This window comes from Atribacteraceae bacterium (assembly GCA_035477455.1).
Classification (GTDB): domain Bacteria; phylum Atribacterota; class Atribacteria; order Atribacterales; family Atribacteraceae; genus DATIKP01.
Genome location: DATIKP010000039.1, coordinates 21,187 through 41,583, shown reverse-complemented (window position 1 = coordinate 41,583; position 20,397 = coordinate 21,187). Strand labels below are relative to the sequence as shown.

The following is a 20,397-nucleotide window of genomic DNA, read 5'->3' as shown; positions in this document are numbered from 1 at the left end:
CAAAAAAACGAAGGAAGCCGGGGCCTGAGTTGCCTGAATCAGCCGCCGAAATCACCGCATTTTCGAAGTAAATATGCCAAGGACGGCCTTTTCAGCAGCACTGCAACCAGACGTGGTCATTAATGCGTGCGGGAAAATGCCAGATGAGGCGGGGCTGATGGCAACGGGGCCTTGCTGAAATGAGTTTTTGCAGCAAAATCAAGATTAGATTACCGGTTGCCCGGTCACACGTTAATTCATTTAGATAATGCGGATGGCCTCGCGGAGGATCTCCCGGATAATGTCCAACTGGTCTTTGATCCGGGCATCGACAGTGCCATAGAGCGTCTCCACCAGACAGCCGCCGGCTTCTATCCGGTTATCTTCCCGAATTTCCAGGAAATCGATTCCGTCCACCCGGGCCAGAAGATCGTCTTTCAATTCCCGGACCAGTACGTATTCCATCGGGTTGACGCGGACTACCACCCGCTCCCGATGGGAGAGTTTCTCCAAAGCTCGCTTGATCATATGCATGATGAAGGGGTCCCGTTCCGCTTCCCGCTGGATAATTTTTTCGGCAATAAAGACACACAAATCCATCAATGGTTCCCTGATGGTCTCCAGAAGCTCTTCCCGGCTTTTCCGGATTGTCTGGAACCACTGTTCGAAAAGGGCGACCTTTCGCTCCCATTCTTGCTTGACCCATTCCCGCCCTTCATGGACACCGGTTTCCCGGCCCCCTTCCCGGGCAGTTTCATGGAGCGATTCACACTCTTCACAGGCCGCTTTTACCAGGATCTCCGCCTCCTGTCGGGCTTGGGTGAGGATAGCGTCCCGTTCCCGGCGAGCTTCCTCTAAAATCGCTTCCCGACGATCCCGAAGTATTTTTTCCCGGGAGCCATCATTATCCGGTGAAAAGGTCTCACCTGGATCAGTTTCGTCCTCAAGGGTGTCTGTAACGAGAGGTTCGCCCACCCGCACGGCTTGCTCAAGGAGGTCGACCAGTTTATACACTTTATGCAATGATTTCATCCTCTCCGGCACCGCGGGAAATAATGATCTCTCCGGTTTCCTCGAGACGACGGATCACGTTCACGATCTTTTGCTGTGCTTCGTTGACCGAACGGGCCCGTACCGGACCCATATATTCCATGTCCTCCTTGAGCATCTGCGCCGCCCTTTGGGACATATTGCGGTAAATCTTGTCGCCCACGTCCCCGCTGACCCCCTTGAGCGCCAGGGAGAGATCTTTCGTGTCCACCTGGCGTAAAACCAGCTGGATGGAACGATCATCCAAAACCACGATGTCTTCGAAGACAAACATCTCGGACTTGATTTCTTCGGCAAGTTCGGGATTGCGTTCTTCGAGGGCCTCCAAAATGCTTTTTTCAGTTCCCCGGTCGCTCTTGTTCAGGATTTCCACCAGTTTCTTCTTGCCGCCGACCCGGGTAAAGTCCCGGGTCAAGAAGTTGGCGATTTTACGTTCGAGCACCGTTTCGATATCCCGGATCACTTCCGGAGAGGTGCGATCCATCGTCGCCACCCGCATGGCCACCTCTCCCCGCACGACTTCCGAGAGGCTCCCCAAAAGGAGGGCCGACTGGTCAGGCTTGAGATACGAAAGAATCAGGGCAATGGTCTGGGGGTGTTCGTTCTGGACATAGTTCAAAACCTGGAAAGCATCCGCGCGGCGCAGCGTTTCAAAGGGGGTTACCTGGAGATTTGAGGAAAGGCGGTGAATGATTTCCTGGGCCTTGTGGGCGCCCAGCGCTTTTTCCAAGAGCTGCCTGGCGAAATCGATCCCTCCCTGGGATATGAATTGTTGGGCAACGGCCATATGGTAAAATTCGTTTATCACCGATTCCCGGATCTCGGGGGGCACTTTTTCCAGTGTGGCTACTTCCAGGGTGAGATTCTCAATCTCGTCTTCCGAGAGACGCTTCAGAATTTGCGCGGAGACATCCGAACCGAGGCTGACCAAAAGTATCGCCGCCTTCTGCCTTCCGGTGAACTCCTTACGGGGGATAATCGCCATCGCCTACTCCTCGACTAACCAGTTTCGGATCAGCTTTGCCCCATCTTCGGGGTTGCTCTGCAAGAGCTTCTTGATCTCGCTTTCCATGTGTCCCTGGAGTTCCATGCGCATCTTCTCTTCCCGCGACAGATCTCCAAGCCGGACCGGGACCAATTCTTCCTCGCCCTCCCCTGCTTCCCCGTATTCTTTATCGTCTTCATAGAACTCAGCGAAAACTTCTTCGGGTGTCGCCGTCGCCGCAGCCAGAATGCGACGGCCCATGATAAACATGAGAATAAGCAGGGCAGCCAGAATTCCGTATTTGGCAAAAAGCTCGATGAATTCCAACAAGCGGCGGGTTTCTAGTGCCCGCCGTTCTTCTTCCCAGATCTCGGGGTTGAAAGGCACCGCCTCTACGATGACTACATCACCACGGGCCGGATCGGCGCCGGAGGCGGCCCGGACCGCCTCATTCACCCTGACCAGGTCTTCGGGAAGTAAGGTATCGTCAACCAGGACCGCCACGGACAGTCGATTGAGGCGGCCCGGACTGACTGCAAAGCGCTCGGTGATCCGGTTGATCTCGAAGTTGACCGTGGAATCCCGGCGGGAGTAGGTACCGTGTTCCTGGGGAGGTTCTTCGGTGCCATACACGGGAATATTCGATCCGATACCGGGGACGCCTCCCGGAAACTGGCCACCGCCCTCATAGCGTTCTTCGGTCTCCTGAATGCTGCGGGGAATCCCCTCGGTACCGGTGATTGGTTCGAAAATTTCCTTTTCTCCCTCCCGGCGTTCGAAATCAATGTCGGCACTGACCCTCACGACTGCCCGCCGGTACCCCAGGACGCTTTCGAGCATGCTTTGGATCCGGCGGGTCAGCCCGTCTTCATAATCTCTCTTCATGGCCAGTTGCATGGCCGAAAAACCGGAAAGCGAGGTCCAACTGGCTTCATCCGTGCCTGTAGCCAGGATATTCCCCCGGTCGTCGACAATGGTCACCCGGTTCGGATTGAGACCCTCGACGCTGTTGGCCACCAGGCTAGTGATAGCTTCGGTTTGCGGTTCCCCTAACGTTGCAGTTGGACGCATCCGGAGTACCACAGAAGCGGTAGGTTCTCGGCGTTCATCCAGGAATAGCCCGTCTTCGGGCATGACCAAGTGAACCCGGGCGCTCTCCACTCCCTCGAGCTGCATGATGGTTCGTTCCAGTTCTCCCTGGAGTCCTCGCTGGTAATTGACCCGCTGCAAGAAATTGGTCAACCCAAAAGTGCCCCGGTCAAATAGTTCGAAGCCGGTTCCCCGGGGAGGGATGCCCTCCTGGGCCATGCGCATGCGCACCGCATGGACCTGATCTTGGGGAACCTCGATACGGGTCCCTCCCGCGGAAATCCGGTAGGGAATATTGAGTTCCCGAAGCTTATCCACCACTTGCCCAGCCTCTTCCGGACCCAACTGCTGGTAAATGGCGGCAAAGTCAGGCCGGCCGGAATAAATTACCACAGTAATCAATCCTGCAATCAGGGTTGCGCTGATCATTAGGAAGACGATCTTCTGGCCCTGGCTCATCCCGCCCCAGACTTTTTTAAGCTGGCTCTGGAGATCGGAAAATGGTCTTTGCATTCTATCTATACCTGTATTCTCATGATTTCCTGATAAGCTTCAACCACTCTGTTTCGTATTTGGATCGTCAACTGCATAGCGATACCGGCTTTCTCCATGGCGATAAGCGCCTGGTGGACGTTTTGCTCCGTTCCCAGGACCACGCTCTCGATCTCCTTATTCGCCGCATGCTGCAGTTCATTGACCTCCTGCAGGGCGTCGGTCAACGCGTTACCGAAACCAGACGGTCCCGGTCCAACTTTCTCCTGTTCCGTTCCGGGCAAAGACTTCAATCCGTTATATATCGACGTCAAATCACGAATAATCATCGATCCACTCTCCTGTAAAGTACCGTGATCAGTGATGGAGCAAGGCAATTGATTGAACGCCGATCACTGATCACGGTTCACCGATTTACCTTCCAATGCCCAGGCTGGCATTGATGATTTCCCGGGATGCATTCAATACGGTGATATTGGCTTCATAGGCTCGGGTAGCGGCCATCAGGTCCACCATTTCATTGACCATAATCACATTGGGAAATTCGACATACCCGCTGGGATTCGCGTCGGGATGGCCGGGCTGGTAGACAAAGCGGGTAGGTGTGACCTGATCTTCCATGACCCGTACCACTTTTACTCCGCCGGTTTCCCTGATCGGCTGGAAGACGACCTGTCTGCGGCGGAAAACCTCGCCGTTCTCCGTACGGGTGGACTCCGCGTTGGCGATGTTGGTGGCGATAACATCCATGCGAAAGCGTCCGGCAGTGAGGGCGGAGGCGCTGATATCAAGATGACGGAAAAGTTTCATGGTTATCGGACCTCCCGGATAACGTTGCGCAGCCCGCTTAGCCTATCGGAAATTATACGGGACAGAATTTGATGATAGAGGGCGTTCTGCAGAACCAAAGTCATTTCTTTTTCGATATCAACCCCTGAGGCGTCCTGCCGGACGGCAAATTCTTCCATTTCTTTTTCGAGACCCTTGATCCGGTATGGCCCTTCGCGGAAATGGTTTTCATGAGTGAACACAAGCGGAAGCTTCGCTGTTTGCTTTTGAATCCCGGCTTCCAGGTACCCGGTAAAATCCATGTCGAACCGACGATATCCCGGCGTTTCCACGTTGGACACATTACCGGCCAGGATCCCATGCCGGAAGGCCGAGGCATCCAAGCCCCGCTCCAAAAGGTTGATGATTCTATTATGGACTATTTTCCCGGTCACCGATTTCACCTCCCTTTCATGGTGGGCATGCGTTGCCAGTACCAGCCACCACGCTGATCATCACACACCCGCACTTGACCTCCCCCCCGGTCATGATCCAGCATGATCCAGAATCAGGGGTCAAACAATGTCCTACAACGTTCCCCGATGAATACCTCCCCTGCGGGACGACAAGCGCTTTCCTCTTAGTCGGGTTAGTCCAAGGCCTGTTGCCTGCACCTAATTGGGGATAGGGATAAAATTTCTTGCCAAAAGGAGGACAATCAGAAAAAATCAGAGAGGAGTATTGACCGTCACAGCGAACCGCTTCAGTGCGTTGAAGCCCACATTCTTCTTCTCAGGAAGGAAGGCAAGACGCCCATATCTTCACGGTAGAGGGTGATGCTGCGTCGCGAGAGGGCAAAGCCGTTTTCTTTGAGCTCCATCTGGAGTTTTCGGTCGGAAAAGGGGTGCCGGGGGTTCTCGCGGGCAAGGAGAATCCGGATCATTTCCTTCACCGGGTAGGAGGTATTGAAAAAAAATTTGATGTCCCGCACCGTTCCCTCCGGGAAACGCACGGCTTTGTTTTTCAGGATCTGACAGATGCCACTGTTGGACACCCCCAGCGCCTCGGCGATTTCCCGCTGTTTGAGCGGGACGTAATAGCGAAAGCCATGGCGGAAATAATCCTGTTCCTGGCTCACGATATACTGCAGGACCGACAGGAGCAGCCTGTGCCGGTAACTCAGACAGGATATCACTTCTTTCGCCTCGCGTAGTTTTTCCTGACAATACAACCGATCTTTTTCCGAAAAATTTGCCGTCTCTTGGTTCACGATCCGAACAAACTCCCGGTTGATATTCACGTCCAGGAGGGATGAGGAAAGCAGGGCGACATCAAAACGACCTTCTTCATTTTCCCAGATTTCCGCGTCCCAGCGTATGTATTCCTCCTCACTGGAGACAATGTCCCGCTCCTGGCCCAAGGAGGCTTCGAACAGCTGAGCGGGAGAGTAGGATAGCCGGTCCCGCACCGTTTCCACCAGCTTTTCGAACCACTGGGGGCTTCTCCGTATTTCCTTCCTGATCGCATCAAAGGAATGCGACGAATCGAGCGTTCCCAGGTCCCGGAGCTGGACAACCAGAAATTCCACGGCGTCCCGGCAGGCAAAACCGGGAAATCCGGCTGCGCGAATTCTATCGATCAAATCCCGGATGCGGCCTTCCGTTTCTTGGGCAATTAGGGCCAACTGGTCCAGGTCGACCCGCAGAAACCCTTCCCGGTCAAGGTTAATGATCAATAAGCGGAACAGGTTGATGTCCTCCGGCACAAGTTCGACAAAGGACTCGATCTCCTCCTGGAGAAGGTTTTTCCAGTTGCGCATCTGATGAATCGAGGGAACGTCTTCAATGGGCATCTCGTTCTGGCTTCCAGCGCGAAGGTTGCGGCCACAGTTGGGACATTGTTCATGGTGTCGTCCGAGACGGCCGCCGCAGAAGAAACACAAACCATCGTCACTGAAGTCAAGAGCCGGGTTCTCTTCGAGGATCCCCTGGAGTTTCTGTTCGAGTTCAACCAGGTTCATGGCCATCATCTCTCCCGCCACAACCATCTTGGGTAACATCTGCTGCCGGGTAACGGTTCTCATCACCTGCCTGAGCCTGGACATCAGGATGTCTTCGCCTCCACAGGAAGAAAAATCGTTACCGTGGTCCCCCGCTCGTTTTCGCACGGAGAATCGATCTCGATCCATCCCCCGTGCGTTTTCACAATGCCGTAACAGATGGAAAGACCCAGGCCGGTTCCCCGGTCACGCGTGGTATAAAAGGGTTCGAATATGTGCGGTATCTTGTCCCGGGAAATACCTTCGCCATTGTCGGAGAAAATAATCTGGACGAAGCGGAGACCGTCCTGACGGCGATTTTCCGTCGCGCTCAAAACCAAAGACAGATCTTTACCGGGAAGGGAGGAGAGGGTCCGAAGCCGTGTGGACAGGAGCATCCGTCCGGTTTCGCCGGTCATGGCTTCGAAGGCGTTTTTGGCCAGGTTGATAAAAACCTGCTTCAATTTGAGGCGATCGACCATGATTTCGGGGAGATCAGGAGCCAGGCTGAATTCCGTCTTCCTCCCCTGCAGTAGGTATATATCCATCAGATTCAGGCTTTCCTTAACCAGTAGGTTGATGTCGGTCAGCTCCCGATGGAGAGAGGTGGGCTTGGAAAAATCGATCAGATTCTGGATGAGTTTTCCGCAGTGCTCAGCTTCGTCTTCGATACGTTCCAGACCACGTCGCACCGTCTTGCACTCCCGGCAGTCCGCCGTTTCCCGATCCAAGCTTTGCAGAAGCATCTGGGAGTACCCGTAGATGACCGCCAGTGGATTGTTGATTTCGTGGGCGATTCCGGAAATAAAACGACCCAGGGTCGAGAGTTTTTCAATCTGGCGGACATTTTCCCCCAGCCTGGCTTTCTCGGTGACATCTTCGACCACGAAGACCACCCGAGGAAACCGTTCATCCCGTTCCCACAAAAAGAGATGAACATTCATCAGAATTTCTTCCTGGTGCCGGCTCATAAATCGATAATTCCGCAGGAAGAGGCTGTCGCCGAACAATAGACCACGCAACAGGCTTTCCAGGGGCACGTCACAAAGCAGGTACTCAGAATACCGGTGGCCCAGGACCTGCTGTCTAGACCAACCGCTGAGTATGGCCATTTTCTCGTTCCATTCGATGATTTTTCCCTGGAAATCCATCACCAACAATCCGAAGGGAATCCGGCTGAAAAAACTATAGGAAAACAGGGCGGACTCTACGTCCAAGCCGCTTTCCTCTCCAATTTTTATCAGAAACCGCTCGAGGACCCGGCGTTCCCGTCCGGGCAACGGAATTTTGAGAAATTCGTGATCCTCGTTTTCACTGTTCCCGACCAACAACAATCCGCTTTCGCCTAAATAAAGCACCCGGACGGTAAGTGCTCGATCCCTGGCCACCGTCAGGCGCAGGGTTTCTTCCCTTTTGCCGGGGGGAAGCATCGAGAGAATATTACGCAAGGAGGCGCGATACCGGTGGAGCCCGCTGTAACAAACCGGCACCCTCTTCTCTCCACTCACCAGAACGACAAAGGAAGCGCTCAGGAAACGACGAAGATTCCTGAGAAAATACCGTACAAAATCGCTGTCCAGCCTGGTCATTACCCGCGATTTACCTAGACCGTCTTCATCCAACTGGTCGATTTCATAACCCCAGAACCTTTTTTATCGCTTCGAGAACCCGGTCCGGTTTGAACGGTTTGACCACAAAATCCTTGGCTCCCGCCTGGATGGCGTCCACCACCATGGCCTGCTGTCCCATAGCGCTGCACATGATGATTTTCGCCTCAGGATTTTTCGACCTGATTTCCTTGGTGGCATTGATTCCGTCCATTTCCGGCATCGTGATATCCATGGTCACCAAATCCGGCTTCAGTTCGTCAAACTTCATTACCGCTTCCCGGCCGTTGGCGGCTTCGGCAACCACTTCAAAGCCATTCTTGGTGATAATGTCCTTGAGCATCATCCTCATAAAGGCGGCATCGTCAACGATCATGATTTTTCCAGCCATAAACCGCTAACCTCCTACGTGAGAAAATTTCCAGAGCAAGCTGGCAACATCCAATATCAAGGAAATCCTGCCATCACCGAGAATGGTTGCTCCGCCTAATCCCCTGATGTCTCCAACGAAAGAACCCAACGATTTGATGACGATCTCCTGTTCACCGATAATCTCATCCACCACCAGACCGGCCATGTTCCGCGCAATTTTCACTACTATGACATAGAGGGTTTCCGGAACTGGCGCACTTTCAACGAATTCCGCCTTCCGGGAGCGCAAGAGATCGTCCAAACGTAAGAGCGGCAAGGTCTGATCCCGGAAAACCGATACGAGGACTTTGTTGACCCAGCAGGCCTGTTTCCGTTCCACCTTTTCAATTTCCACCACAGCGTTCAAGGGGAGCGCATAGATCGAATGATCGGCTTTGATGAGAAGCGCCCGGACAATGGCCAACGTCAGGGGCAGTCGAAGATAGAAGGAGGTCCCTTTACCCTCGTCGCTTTCCAGTAAAACCTGCCCATTTACCCGTTCGATATTTTTTTTCACGATATCCATGCCTACGCCCCGGCCGGAAACGTCCGTCACAACCGTACTGGTAGAAAATCCGGGGGTGAAAATGATCTCCAACACTTCCTGGTCAGTCATTTGCGCCACTTCATCACCAGTGAACAGGCTCAACTGGAGCATACGGGACCGCAAACGCTCGAGAGACATCCCCTTTCCATCGTCCCGGATCAAGATCACCACCGAGTTCTCCTCCTGGTAGGCCTTGAGGAGAATCGTACCCCGTTCCGGCTTGCCCCGGGACAGGCGTTCCTCACGCTCCTCGATCCCGTGGTCGACCGCGTTACGCAGAAGATGTATCAAAGGATCGGTGATTTCCTCCAGGAGCGAGCGATCGAGCTCGGTTTCTTCGCCCTCCACTATAAAATCAACGTCCTTCCCCGACTGGCGGGCAAGATCTCGGACCATCCGGGGAAACCGGTTAAAAACCTCGGACAGCGGCAACATGCGGGCTTTCATAATTTCCATTTGAAGCTCGTTGGTCACCCGACCGATATGAGTGGTGGTTTCGGTCAGAATCTCTTGAAGCCCGTTGTTCGAATGTGCGTCGGAAAACTTCTGAATGGTGTCCTCCAGCCGGGCGCGGTCAATGACCAGCTCCCCGACCAAGTTAAGGAGAGCATCAAGCCTCTCGACGTCAACCCGAACGGTTTTTTTCAGGTTGCGGGACAGTTTTTCTTCCTCTCCCCGCTTTTCGACCACCTTCTGGGGGACATCCGATTTCTGAAGCGCTTCTTGGTCAATATCCTGCAGAAATTCAACCCGGTCGATTTCGGCGATCGATTCGACTATCCGACGGATATTTTCTTCACCTTTCTCGGTTTGGATTATGACCGTGAATTCCTGGCCGAAGTTTTCAGTTTCAAGGTCCGCAAGGGAGGGATTGGTAGAGACCGCCGTCACTCCTGCTTCTTGCAGGCGGTTAATCACCAGGTAGGCCCGCACTCCCTTCATGGAGCACTCTGCGTTCAGGATGACCTGTAAATTCAGATCCTTTTTTCTTGTGAAAGAACCTTCCGTAGTCTCCGCCAGTCTTTCCGGCCGTAGTTTTGAGTCCATGGGTGGCGAAGGATTGGCCCCGGGTTTTTCAGACAAAAAAGATTTCAGGAGGCTAACCACGGTCCCGATGTCGACATCCGGTTCTTGGCCGAGGAAGGATATATCGTTCCGCAGGATTTTCAGGAGGTCTACACCGCGCAGAAGCGCATCAATAAGCAGGGGGGCTGGCTCAAGCCGCCCGCCCCGCACACCTTCCAAAACGTTCTCCATTATGTGAGCCAGTTCCATCATTCGCGCAAAACCCATGGAACCCGAAGAGCCCTTGATGGTATGAAACGATCGGAAAGCCGCCTGTACGAGCTCTCGATTACCTGGTTCCTTTTCCAATTGCACCAGGTTTTCCTCAAGCCGTTCGATATGTTCATCGGCCTCTTCCAGGAAAACCCCGACATATTTATTGATATCAAACTGGTCCGGCACGGTTAACCTCCCATGGCTTCATTGTTCGGCTGACTATCGAAGCACTATCTCACCGCCGGCTCTTGAGCAGCTATTCTTCTGCCTCCAGATGCAGGCCGCGGATTTCAAAAACTTGATCAAGCAGCAGGGCAGCCATACCCCAGGCCGCTCCTTCCTCACCCACTTCGGCCACCTCGATTTTCAGGTCGGCCGTGTTGTAGCTCAAGGCCTGGCGTCTCACCGTTCCCTCGATTGGCTGAAGAATATGATCCCCGAAGGAAAGAAGTTCCCCAGTGAGCACCACGATTTCCGGATTGTACAGGTTCACCGCATTGGCAATCGCTTCCCCAATCAGCCGGCCGGTTTCCTCCACCACCCGCAGGGAGAGCTTATCTCCGTCTTCCACCGCCTGGGCAACCATGTGAATATCAATCCGCTCGGGGTTTCCCCCGGCCATGTCCTCGAGCAGGGAAGTCGCCCCTGACCGGATGGCCTCCAGGATCCTTTGCACCACCGCCCGAGAAGACACCAACGCTTCGAGACAACCCTGGCTCCCACAGTTACAGTAGGGTCCGTTTTCCACCATCATCATGTGTCCCAGTTCCCCGGCGGCGCCCCGGCTCCCCCGAAACAGCTTTCCTTCCGACATGACTCCGGAGCTGACTCCGGAGGAAAGGTCGACCATCAGAATGTCGTTGTAAGGACGGGCCAACCCGAGGTTTTTCTCGGCTATCAAGCGACAGCGGGTATCCCTTTCCACGAAAAACGGATAGGGAAATTCCTTTTCAAAAATCTCCTTGAGCGGCACATTTTCCCATCCCTTGACCTGAGTGGAGAAAACCGAGATCCCGCCCCGCGTATCGACAATCCCCGGATCGGCCACCCCGAACCCGAGGACCGGAGCCGCCTTGACACCAGGGGAGTCGAACACCTCACGAAATACCCCTTTGATCGACTCGATGACGATCTCCTTGCCCGCTTTGGGTGGTAGCGACCGCCGGGTTTTGTAGCAAACCCCGAGCTTGAGGTCGATCCCCAGCCCTAAAATCCGGGATGGGCTGAATTCCACCGCCACCGCCCGTCCCCCGTCCGGGTTGATGTCCAAGAGGACCTTCCTTCTTCCTCGCTTGGAACTCTCGTGACCTCTCTCCCGAATGATGCCTTCCTGCAAGAGTTCTTTGGTCACGTCGGTAATGCTGGCCGGCTTCATTCCCGTCATTTTCCGGAGAGTCGTCCGGGATATGGGACCATAAACCCGGTTGAGGTTTTTAATGAGAGCTTTATAGTAATTTCTTACGATGTTATTTTTCCTTCTGGGCATCAGAAACCTCCTTTTTGTGCCTATGGTCCCTCTATTATAACATGTTATTCAGTTATTTCCGGTTCCTCCTCCCAAGGGGAATAAAAGGGTGATTTCCAAAACAGCATATTCCCCCTTGGCGATAGTGACACTTCCCGTATGTGGGAGATACCCAGTTTTTTCGACGACGATCAGATGACCGCCAACCGGTAGCTCTACAAAGGAGAAACGCCCATCGTCGCTGGTTGTGCTCACGAACAACCCCCCGACCGTCACCCGAGCTCCACCCAGGGGATTGCCCGTTTCATCGAACACGTATCCCAGCAAGGCCCCCCGTTGCGGAACCATCGCGACAGTGAGTGTAAGATCGAGATTTGGCTCGAGCTCCACCACAGTTTCATAAGGGTCGTAGCCGAACAGGGTGACCAGGACAATTTGCCGGCCGGTAGGGACCATGCGTAACAGGAAAGAGCCGTCAACGGCGCTTAGGTCCCGACGAGTTGGATAGTCCCGGACCTTAACCAAAGCTCCGCCAAGCCTTTCACCGCTCGAGGCGTCGGTGATCCGGCCGGATACGCTGACCATGGGACGGACCGGGGGAAGTTGGGAGAGGTTCGACCCGCCGCACCCGACAAGAACAAAACCAATCAAAAGGGCCTGAACAATGAAAATCCGGCTTGGCATCACTACCCTCCCGTAGGAGCCAGCTGAAAATCATAGTATAGGGGGCCCAAATCCAAGGTATACAGAGTAATCACCCGGTTAACCGGGGAATAACCGGAATGGGACGCCGTCACCTGGTAGGTGCCCGGAGGGAGCTGCGTGACTGCCTTACCGTGGGAATTGGTGTACAACGTCAGGGAAACTCCGCCCGCAATCGCCACCCGGGCTCCGAAAAGGGGTAAGACATAACCTTCCACCGAGAAAGGTTCCATGGCATAGACATAAAAACCCACCGTTTTCTCCTGCCAGCGGACACACCCGGCCAAAAGAGCCACTCCCACAAGAACACCGGCAAGGGCCAGACAAAGAACAATCCCGTTTCGGCATAGTTTCATTAGAATAATCCCCCTGTTTCAGCAGGCTATAGTGACTCAGTTCCTCAGGCGCTCAGGCGCTCAGAGGACCCCCCAATATGATAAAACTCCGGTTTGGTTTCTCAGCCTACAACCTAACGGCCTTCCGTTTTTCCCTCCCGACACCACCTGGCAGTGCTCATGAAATTCACTGAGCCGTACAGTTCCGGGATAAGAGTTTCGGGGTTGGTGGTTTTACTCGGCTCACCAAAGGGGAGGAGATAAACATCGTTGCCAAAAACCCGCCCAGTGAGGGAAAACCGGAGAGGAACGCCTGGCGGCTGAGGATCCGGAGATTACCAGATAAAAATTATGATTCTACTACAATAAGTAATTTTGCTGCAAAAGAACGAAGGAAGCCGGGGCCTGAGTTGCCTAAATCAGCCGCCGAAATCACCGCATTTTCGAAGTAAATAGGCCAAGGATGGCCTTTTTAGCAGCACTGCAACCGGACATGGTCATTGATGCGTGCCAGAAAATGCCAGATGAGGCGTTGCTGATGGCAACGGGGTCTTGCTGAAATGAGTTTTTGCAGCAAAATCAATTATAGGATAATCCAAGAAAAAGGAGGGAAACCTGAGATTAGGAGGTTTTTTTTGACTGTTTACAGTTTTTTTCCTTTTTCTCCCGTGTTGTTCTCCCCAGCAAGCTGATTCAATGCTGTCTCGCTGATACCCAGGATCAGGGCTGCTTTCTCTCGGCTCCCTTCCACCGCATTGAGGACCCGGGCGACATATTCTTTTTCCATGTCCTGTAACAGCTTGAATTTCTGGGCTCGGCCCTGCTCGCGGAAGAGCCAAAGGTCTTCGATCTTGACGGTCTCGTCCTGGGTCAGGATCAGGGCTCGTTCCAGGACGTTGTCCAGTTCACGGATGTTCCCCGGCCAATGATATTTTTTCAATAATCTCATGGTCTGGGGAGAAATCCCTTTGACTTTTTTGTGGAGGACCTTGGCATGTTTTCTCAGGATAAACTCACACAAAACCGGGATGTCCTCCTTGCGGTCCCGCAGCGGCGGTAAATCAATGGGCATTACGTTCAACCGATAATAGAGGTCTTCCCGGAAGCTGTTCTCCTGCATGGCTTTACTCAGGTCCCGGTTGGTCGCGGCAATAATCCGCACATCCACCCGGATCAACTGGGTTCCACCCACCCGTTCGAAGCTTTTCTCCTGGAGCACCCGGAGAAGTTTCACCTGCATGGCCGGACTCATCTCCCCGATCTCGTCCAGAAGCACCGTCCCGCCTTCGGCTAATTCGAATTTTCCCAACTTCCGGCTGTGCGCCCCGGTAAAAGATCCTTTCTCGTGTCCGAACAGCTCGCTTTCCAGAAGTGTTTCAGTGATCGCTCCACAATTGACCACGACGAACGGTTTGTCCCGACGCTCGCTTTGATTGTGGACCGAACGGGCCAGCAATTCCTTACCGGTCCCGCTCTCCCCATAAATCAGAACCGAAGCCCCGGTCCTGGCCACAAGCTTGGCCACTTTCATCACTTCCTGCATCGCCGGTGATTCCCCGACTACCCCCTCGAACTGGAATTCCTCCCGCATTTCTTCCCGGAGATATTCCCGTTCCCGCCGCAAGCTTTCGAGCTCCAGAGCCTTGGAAACGACGTTCTTCAGCTCTTCGATCTTGAAAGGCTTGGAAACGAAATCATACGCTCCGATCTTGAGCGCCTCCACGGCGTTGTCGACGGATCCATACGCAGTGATCACTATCACCGGGATGTCGGGGTCATCCTTCTTGAGTTGCTGGAGGACCTCCAGCCCACTCATTTCCGGCATTCTGAGGTCCAGGAGAACCAGGTCGAAGTCAAATTTGCGGAATTTTTCCAGCGCCTCCCGGCCATGGGCGGCGGTCTCCACGAGCATCCCCTCTTCCTCGAGGATCTCACAGAGCATCTCAGCCATGTACTTTTCGTCATCAGCCACCAGAACTTTGGCAACAGTCACGGCTCACCCCAAATTGGTTGAAAAGCAATTCACCGGATCTTCTCCATATCCCGCTATTCACCAGTTTATCCAGCATTGTTTTTCTGCTGGTCATCCAATGGCCGGTGGAAGGACTTCAGCACAGTCTTATTGTACACAAAATGAAAGACATTTGTAAGTCTTGTGGAAATAGAAGTATCTTGAGGATAATACTGCAGGGTTATTGCCGTAAATTTATAAATTTATTTAATAAATCTAAGATGGTCTCCTTTTACCCCTTTTTGTCCAAAAACCGGGGTGTGGAGGAAGAAGCGGTGTCCCGTACGTTTTTGAGCATACGCATCTGATTTCGCGCCTCTTCTATCCTGGCAGTCTCTTCCTTAAGGCCTTTTTCCAGGTTATTCCGGACCGCTTCATCCATTTCCGTCATCTCCCACAAGAGGACGACCATGCTTTCCCCCTCATCCGGGCCATGCGGACCGCCCTCCTCTGCCAGGTATTTCAATTGCTCGATGAGTACCGTTCGCTTCGCGATACACTCCGCCACTTCCTCCATTGCTCCCCGCTCGGAGCATAAGAGCATATCCCGGGTGATTCCGTACATCTCCCGATACAATTCGATTTTCCGTTTCTCGTACCGCGCATCATCCACTGACGTTCACCGGCTGAGGCTCAAAAACTTGCGGCGCCTTTTCCAGTTCTACCCAAGATGCTCGCAAGCCGACCAGTATTTTGAGGATATTGGCCAAAGCCTCCGCTCCGTTCTCCTCATGCACATGACTGCACTGATCAACCATGAATTGATAAAGCCGGAACAGACCGGCGGCGATCTCCCCACCCTCCTCGATATTCAAAGAGGCCATCAACTCGAAAATAATTTTCTCCGCTTTGAAAATATGCTCCCGAACCTGTTCAGCATTTCCGTCCTGGCGGGCCTTCTCCGCCAGACGAAAAAACCGGATCGCACCGTCATACAACATGATAATCAGCCGCAGGGGCGATCCGGTATCCACCGCGTTTCGCTGGTACGAACGAGTCATCAACCCATTGTAGGCATTCATTTCTGATGTTCTCCTTTCTGGTGACCGCTTCATTCAATTCATTAAATCTATTGGTTTTTTGATCGTTTTTAAACGACCTGAGAAAGCTTAAAGTTTTCTTTCTCGGGCTAAGAATGCTGTTGGCCACATCATCATCGTCAACAAAGACCGAACCCCTGGCAATCAGATGTTGAGTTTTCAATTCCGAGAGCGCTCCCGGGACAATATAGGTAAACTGAACATATTCTTTCCCGGAGGCTCTCGCTACCCTTTCGGCAATATTGTTCGGAAATGATACGGCTGATCGTCTCATGTCTCCCCATCTACCCATCCACCCATTGCTATCCTCCCGCCGCTCCCGTCTGCATACGTTGTATTTGCTGGGTTAGCCAATTGCCCTGGGCCTGAAGGTCGCCCAGGACTTCCTCGAGGCGGGTGAACTGGCGGCGAAGGCGGGTTTCCCGCAGGGCAAGAACATGTTCCATGGACTGAATGCGCCGGTCGATTTGGGTGAGGCGCTGTTGAAAACGGTCGCGTTCCAGCCAGAGAACGCCTCCGTTGGAGGTGGTGAGATTCCGCAAAGTGTCAGACAGGTCGGTGGCGATCCCCCCGGTAAAGAGGCTCCTGACCCCGTTGAGATTATCGGTTAGGGCTGTTCTGAGCTTTTCCGGGTCTTCGAGCTGCAAGCGTCCCTCCCGGCTGAGTCGGATACCGATCATGGGCAGACTGTTGGTTTCCGGTGGCGCGCTCGCCACAATTCCGGAAACCACCCGTTCGAGCTGATGCCGGAGGTTGGAAACGACGAAATTTCCCAAAAACACCCCTTGGTCCCGGGTCTCGGGGTTATAGCGGGTGAGCTGTTTGATCGTGTCCAGCACTTCGTTATAGTTGGAAATGAACCCCCTGATGTTTTCTTCCACGAGACTGGTATCTACAGTGACGTCAAGCATGACCGGCACAGCACTGGTTGTCTTGAGGTCGATGGTCACGCCGGGAATCAGGTCGGTTATCCGGTTGGAGTTGCCTTCATACACCAGGGGATTGACGGTCCCCAGGAGAACCCGGGCGTTCTGGGCCGGCTGGATGTTACGAAAAGCGAGTTCGTAACCCGGCGTAAATCCGGTAAGATCCACCGTGAAAGCGACCTCACCCGCCACTCCGGTCTCTCTGCTCATCACCAACAGGGAAAAGCCCGTCTCGGTGGAGACGACGGTGGCCGAGAGGGCGAGTCCGGTCCGGTTGACGGCGTCGCGGATCCCCTCGAGCGTATTGTTCGCCGCTGTTATGGTGATGGTCCTTGTTGTCTGCCCCATCTGAAGGGTAATGGTCCCGGTCCCGAAAGCCGGCGCGGTTTTGCTCGCGTACCCCTGCCCGATCCCGTTGTGCGCGGCAACCTGGTGAGCCAGGGCCAGCCGCTCAACAGTCAGGGCATGCCGCCCAGGCTGGGCCGTCGTTCCCGCCTCGGCGCCAAGGACCGAGCTTTGTGAAGAAACGGCGGACTTAGACTGGAAAAAAGAAGGGGTTTTCAAGTTGTCGGCATAGCTTTTCAGAGTGAGGAGGCGGGTGTTGAGATCTTGCAGGATTTCGATTTTCGCCTCGTTGACCGTCTTATCGTTTTCCATCCGGGTAATCGGTGCCCGCTCAATCTCCATCAGTTTTTTGATAATATCGCTGGTATCCAACCCCGAAACCAGCCCGTCAATCGTCATAATGCCCATCAAATCACCTCGTCAAACAGTATTCCCACCAGCTCTTTCAACTGGGCCAGCATATCCAGCACTTTTTCCGGGGGAATCTGGCGGATCACTTCCTTGGTGTCCCGGTTGAGTAGCGTGACCATGATCTCCCGGCTCTTTTCGTGCACCGAAAAACGGGCCTCGATATCCAGGATCGCCAGCACCTGGTTGAGAACCCGGGCCACCTCGGCGACCTTTTCCTCCGGAATTTCCCGACTCTCCCGACCGGACACCTCTGTGACTATAGCCGCCTTCTCCTCACCGCGTGGTGGCTTGATCTCCGAAAACTCACGCTTTTGGCCCACGGCGGCGTTATTCACGCTAACCGCCGCCTTCAATACCGGTTGAACATTCATTCATTCTCACCCCTTTGAGGAGGAAGCGAGGAAGAGCGACAAAATTCTTTCGGTTTATCCTCGTTTTTTGTCACGCCGTAACGACAATTTCCCAACCTAAGATAGCGCGGACAATTCAACGTTTTTCGGCGCAATACCTCGACCTCATCCATCAGTAATCCATCAACGTGATATCCCACCTTCTTTGCAATGATTAATTGCGTTTCCAATTCAGATAATGCTCCCCGGGCCATTCCAACAAACTGGATAAATTCCTTCCTTGAAAACCGGGCGGCTCCCCCAGCCAGATTACTCCCCACTTCTTCAACCCCCTGCACATTCTCGGGCTCCTCCGTAAATGCAGGGAGCGGTGAACGCTGATCAGTAAACAATGATGAGGGGAGCCTCTCTCTCATCGCTTCATCGCTTCCTCCCCTCCTCGCCATAAAAAAAGCGGGGGGCCCTGAGCCCCCCCCGCTTTTTTTATGGTCTCTACCGCAGGAGCTGCAGAACGGTCTGCGGAATGGTATTGGCCTGGGCCAGCATCGCGGTGCCGGCCTGGAGGAGAATCTGCGCGCGGGTGAAGGCCATCATCTCTTCGGCCATATCCACATCGCGGATCCGGGCCTCGGCGGCGGCCAAGTTTTCGCTGCTCACGCCGAGGTTAGAGATGGTATGTTCCAGCCGGTTTTGCAGGGCACCGAGCTTGGAACGTTCACCGGAGACTCGGGCAACGGCCTGGTCAACCTGGCTGATCGCCCGGTTGGCCAGGTCACGCGTGGTGACCAGTACATTGTGGACCCCCAGGGAACGAGCCCGCATGTCACCGATGGCCGCTCCCACGTCCTGCAAGGGATTGGCCCCGATCTGGAAGACCTGGGTATTGTCAGCCAGGTGGACGAAAGTAGTGGTTTGGTTGGCTGTCCCACCCGTGAACACCCATGAGCTTGAAGCGGCTGACCAAGCTACGCTAAGACCGCTATTGGAGGCGAACTCCACGTCGACGCTGGAGTGGACAAGTCCGATCAGGCGGTTTCCGGATATTTCCACATTGGAAGCTACGATTCTGGTCGGATCGTGGGCGTCAAAGACATCGATACTAAAAGTATTTTCTCTTGATTGCTGAACGGTGGTGAGGCTGAGCGCCTTGATCAGGTCTTCGTCCCCGAGAAAGTTCAACTCTCCGTCATTTCCGGTCACCGCGGTCTGGATGACAAAGTTACCCGGAACCGACATAAATCCTTGATCTGTTATGGCAGCCGTCTGGTGGGGACTCACGTAGCTTACATAATTAGTGACTCTGGCGGTCCCAATATCCTGATTCTGTTCCAGGCCAACTCCGATAGCTACATTGAGCTTGTCGATCACCGATTGAACAGTGTCTGAGCTGAACAGGGTAATCGAGGCTTCCCTTCCATTGCCCTGGATAAGAGTTATGGTTTGTGGGTTTTGGAGCAGGAAGTTCCCGCTGGCATCCCAAAAACGGTCGATGTTGCGCAGCTCCGAAGAAAAGTTAGCTACATCACCGACGAAACTGCCGATTTGATTGGCAACGGTAGTCAATCCTTCTTGGGCCACAACGGTCCCATCGCCCAGTCTGAAGTTGAAAACCTCATTAAAAGCCATATCTACAGGGCCTGCCCCGGTCGGCGACTGAACAGAAACATTAGCGGCAGTTGCAGCCAATGCGTTGTAAACATCCTGGGTGGTTGCGGTAACGGCCCCTGCCGCATCCCTAGCTAACTGAACGGTTATAGTGCCGGCTGCAGACCAAGTAACAGTGGTAGCTGTTGTTGTAGCAGTGGCAGCGGTAAGTTCAATGTTAATCTCAGATATCGCTGCTCCAGCGGCACCCACTACATTGAACCTCTGTACCATGCTCACGTTTGCCCCGGTTCCGGGAACATTCCTTACATTCTCCGCGTGCATGACCCTCATGATGTCGGTCATCATCACTTGAGCAGCACCGGGAGTTGCCTGGATATCGATGCGGTAGTTTCCGCCACCGACAGCCTTCTGACCGAACTGGTCAATGACTCTCATTCCGTCGCGCATAAAAACAACCGTCGACAGTCTATCGGTCGAGGCCAGAGCCGCGGTGGTCCCATCGAGAAGCTGCTTGGTGTTGAACTCGGTGGTATTGCCAATGCGGTCGATCTCGACCCTGAGCTGGTTGATTTCCTTCTGGATTTCCACCCGGTCGCTGGAGGTCAGGGTGTCGTTGGCCGCCTGGACGGACAACACCCGCATGCGTTGGAGGATGGAGTGAACTTCGTTGAGCGCGCCTTCGGCGGTCTGGATGAGGGAGATGCCGTCTTCGGCGTTACGCATGGCCTGGCCCAGGCCTTGTACCTGAGCCCTCATTTTCTCCGAAATGGCCAATCCCGCGGCATCATCGGCGGCTCTGTTGATGCGCAGACCCGAAGAGAGTCTTTCGAGTGAGCGGGAGAGGGCTTTGTTGGTGGACACGAGGTTACGATGCGCGTTGAGCGCCATCATGTTCTGATTGATACGCAGACCCATTGTAATTTACCTCCTCCATAAGGTATGTTCGGGCATCCATGC

At 53.9% G+C, this 20,397-nt stretch carries 20 protein-coding genes; all 20 read right to left on the bottom strand.

The annotated features are described in order from the left end of the window. Positions 1 to 240: 240 nt before the first annotated feature. Entirely contained in the window at positions 241 to 993 is a 753-nt protein-coding gene (locus VLH40_02270; protein HSV30836.1) for a FliH/SctL family protein, read from the bottom strand. Position 994: 1 nt separating this feature from the next. Continuing rightward, positions 995 to 2,014, bottom strand: a complete 1,020-nt coding sequence (gene fliG, locus VLH40_02265; GenBank protein ID HSV30835.1) for a flagellar motor switch protein FliG — start codon at positions 2,012 to 2,014, stop codon at positions 995 to 997. Positions 2,015 to 2,017: 3 nt separating this feature from the next. After that, complete coding sequence (gene fliF, locus VLH40_02260; protein HSV30834.1) at positions 2,018 to 3,616, bottom strand: flagellar basal-body MS-ring/collar protein FliF; 1,599 nt, start codon at positions 3,614 to 3,616, stop codon at positions 2,018 to 2,020. A 5-nt stretch (positions 3,617 to 3,621) separates the two neighbouring features. Then, positions 3,622 to 3,924: a flagellar hook-basal body complex protein FliE gene (gene fliE / locus VLH40_02255; GenBank protein ID HSV30833.1), complete on the bottom strand. Its 303-nt coding sequence runs from the start codon at positions 3,922 to 3,924 to the stop codon at positions 3,622 to 3,624. An 85-nt stretch (positions 3,925 to 4,009) separates the two neighbouring features. Continuing rightward, positions 4,010 to 4,405: a flagellar basal body rod protein FlgC gene (gene flgC / locus VLH40_02250; protein ID HSV30832.1), complete on the bottom strand. Its 396-nt coding sequence runs from the start codon at positions 4,403 to 4,405 to the stop codon at positions 4,010 to 4,012. Positions 4,406 to 4,407: 2 nt separating this feature from the next. Further along, positions 4,408 to 4,818, bottom strand: coding sequence for a flagellar basal body rod protein FlgB (gene flgB / locus VLH40_02245; GenBank protein HSV30831.1), 411 nt, complete (start codon positions 4,816 to 4,818; stop codon positions 4,408 to 4,410). Positions 4,819 to 5,126: 308 nt separating this feature from the next. Further along, positions 5,127 to 6,467 (bottom strand): hypothetical protein, encoded by a 1,341-nt coding sequence (locus VLH40_02240; GenBank protein HSV30830.1) that lies wholly within the window; start codon positions 6,465 to 6,467, stop codon positions 5,127 to 5,129. Continuing rightward, positions 6,467 to 7,990, bottom strand: coding sequence for an ATP-binding protein (locus VLH40_02235; protein ID HSV30829.1), 1,524 nt, complete (start codon positions 7,988 to 7,990; stop codon positions 6,467 to 6,469). Before VLH40_02235 ends, VLH40_02240 begins: the two co-directional genes overlap by 1 nt. A 43-nt stretch (positions 7,991 to 8,033) precedes the next feature. Further along, positions 8,034 to 8,399 (bottom strand): response regulator, encoded by a 366-nt coding sequence (locus tag VLH40_02230; GenBank protein ID HSV30828.1) that lies wholly within the window; start codon positions 8,397 to 8,399, stop codon positions 8,034 to 8,036. A gap of 6 nt (positions 8,400 to 8,405) precedes the next feature. Continuing rightward, positions 8,406 to 10,433, bottom strand: coding sequence for a chemotaxis protein CheA (locus VLH40_02225; GenBank protein ID HSV30827.1), 2,028 nt, complete (start codon positions 10,431 to 10,433; stop codon positions 8,406 to 8,408). A gap of 70 nt (positions 10,434 to 10,503) precedes the next feature. Beyond that, positions 10,504 to 11,733 (bottom strand): ROK family transcriptional regulator, encoded by a 1,230-nt coding sequence (locus VLH40_02220; protein ID HSV30826.1) that lies wholly within the window; start codon positions 11,731 to 11,733, stop codon positions 10,504 to 10,506. A 48-nt stretch (positions 11,734 to 11,781) separates the two neighbouring features. Next, positions 11,782 to 12,396, bottom strand: a complete 615-nt coding sequence (locus VLH40_02215) for a carboxypeptidase-like regulatory domain-containing protein (GenBank protein ID HSV30825.1) — start codon at positions 12,394 to 12,396, stop codon at positions 11,782 to 11,784. 2 nt (positions 12,397 to 12,398) lie between these two features. Next, complete coding sequence (locus tag VLH40_02210; protein ID HSV30824.1) at positions 12,399 to 12,770, bottom strand: carboxypeptidase-like regulatory domain-containing protein; 372 nt, start codon at positions 12,768 to 12,770, stop codon at positions 12,399 to 12,401. A gap of 622 nt (positions 12,771 to 13,392) precedes the next feature. Continuing rightward, positions 13,393 to 14,742: a sigma-54 dependent transcriptional regulator gene (locus tag VLH40_02205; GenBank protein HSV30823.1), complete on the bottom strand. Its 1,350-nt coding sequence runs from the start codon at positions 14,740 to 14,742 to the stop codon at positions 13,393 to 13,395. Between the two features lie 250 nt (positions 14,743 to 14,992). Next, positions 14,993 to 15,373: a hypothetical protein gene (locus VLH40_02200; protein ID HSV30822.1), complete on the bottom strand. Its 381-nt coding sequence runs from the start codon at positions 15,371 to 15,373 to the stop codon at positions 14,993 to 14,995. Beyond that, a complete protein-coding gene (gene fliS / locus VLH40_02195) occupies positions 15,366 to 15,782 on the bottom strand; it encodes a flagellar export chaperone FliS (protein ID HSV30821.1) in 417 nt (138 codons plus the stop codon). The genes VLH40_02200 and fliS overlap by 8 nt, the downstream gene beginning before the upstream one ends. 320 nt (positions 15,783 to 16,102) lie before the next feature. After that, the gene (gene fliD / locus VLH40_02190) at positions 16,103 to 17,479 is read right to left on the bottom strand and encodes a flagellar filament capping protein FliD (protein ID HSV30820.1); all 1,377 of its coding nucleotides are present in this window, start codon (positions 17,477 to 17,479) and stop codon (positions 16,103 to 16,105) included. Next, the gene (locus tag VLH40_02185; protein ID HSV30819.1) at positions 17,479 to 17,853 is read right to left on the bottom strand and encodes a flagellar protein FlaG; all 375 of its coding nucleotides are present in this window, start codon (positions 17,851 to 17,853) and stop codon (positions 17,479 to 17,481) included. The genes fliD and VLH40_02185 overlap by 1 nt, the downstream gene beginning before the upstream one ends. Further along, positions 17,850 to 18,170: a four helix bundle protein gene (locus VLH40_02180; protein ID HSV30818.1), complete on the bottom strand. Its 321-nt coding sequence runs from the start codon at positions 18,168 to 18,170 to the stop codon at positions 17,850 to 17,852. The genes VLH40_02185 and VLH40_02180 overlap by 4 nt, the downstream gene beginning before the upstream one ends. 154 nt (positions 18,171 to 18,324) lie before the next feature. Further along, positions 18,325 to 20,355, bottom strand: a complete 2,031-nt coding sequence (locus VLH40_02175; GenBank protein ID HSV30817.1) for a flagellin — start codon at positions 20,353 to 20,355, stop codon at positions 18,325 to 18,327. Positions 20,356 to 20,397: the final 42 nt, after the last annotated feature.

What these genes read in the sequence shown, in the direction of transcription:
- fliG (HSV30835.1), bottom strand. Translation starts at nt 2,014, where the DNA reads ATGGCGATTATCCCCCGTAAGGAGTTCACCGGAAGGCAGAAGGCGGCG.
- fliD (HSV30820.1), bottom strand. Translation starts at nt 17,479, where the DNA reads ATGGGCATTATGACGATTGACGGGCTGGTTTCGGGGTTGGATACCAGC.
- VLH40_02230 (HSV30828.1), bottom strand. Translation starts at nt 8,399, where the DNA reads ATGGCTGGAAAAATCATGATCGTTGACGATGCCGCCTTTATGAGGATG.
- fliF (HSV30834.1), bottom strand. Translation starts at nt 3,616, where the DNA reads ATGCAAAGACCATTTTCCGATCTCCAGAGCCAGCTTAAAAAAGTCTGG.
- VLH40_02175 (HSV30817.1), bottom strand. Translation starts at nt 20,355, where the DNA reads ATGGGTCTGCGTATCAATCAGAACATGATGGCGCTCAACGCGCATCGT.
- VLH40_02210 (HSV30824.1), bottom strand. Translation starts at nt 12,770, where the DNA reads ATGAAACTATGCCGAAACGGGATTGTTCTTTGTCTGGCCCTTGCCGGT.
- fliE (HSV30833.1), bottom strand. Translation starts at nt 3,924, where the DNA reads ATGATTATTCGTGATTTGACGTCGATATATAACGGATTGAAGTCTTTG.
- VLH40_02220 (HSV30826.1), bottom strand. Translation starts at nt 11,733, where the DNA reads ATGCCCAGAAGGAAAAATAACATCGTAAGAAATTACTATAAAGCTCTC.
- VLH40_02235 (HSV30829.1), bottom strand. Translation starts at nt 7,990, where the DNA reads ATGACCAGGCTGGACAGCGATTTTGTACGGTATTTTCTCAGGAATCTT.
- VLH40_02215 (HSV30825.1), bottom strand. Translation starts at nt 12,396, where the DNA reads ATGCCAAGCCGGATTTTCATTGTTCAGGCCCTTTTGATTGGTTTTGTT.
- fliS (HSV30821.1), bottom strand. Translation starts at nt 15,782, where the DNA reads ATGAATGCCTACAATGGGTTGATGACTCGTTCGTACCAGCGAAACGCG.
- VLH40_02185 (HSV30819.1), bottom strand. Translation starts at nt 17,853, where the DNA reads ATGAATGTTCAACCGGTATTGAAGGCGGCGGTTAGCGTGAATAACGCC.
- flgC (HSV30832.1), bottom strand. Translation starts at nt 4,405, where the DNA reads ATGAAACTTTTCCGTCATCTTGATATCAGCGCCTCCGCCCTCACTGCC.
- VLH40_02240 (HSV30830.1), bottom strand. Translation starts at nt 6,467, where the DNA reads ATGTCCAGGCTCAGGCAGGTGATGAGAACCGTTACCCGGCAGCAGATG.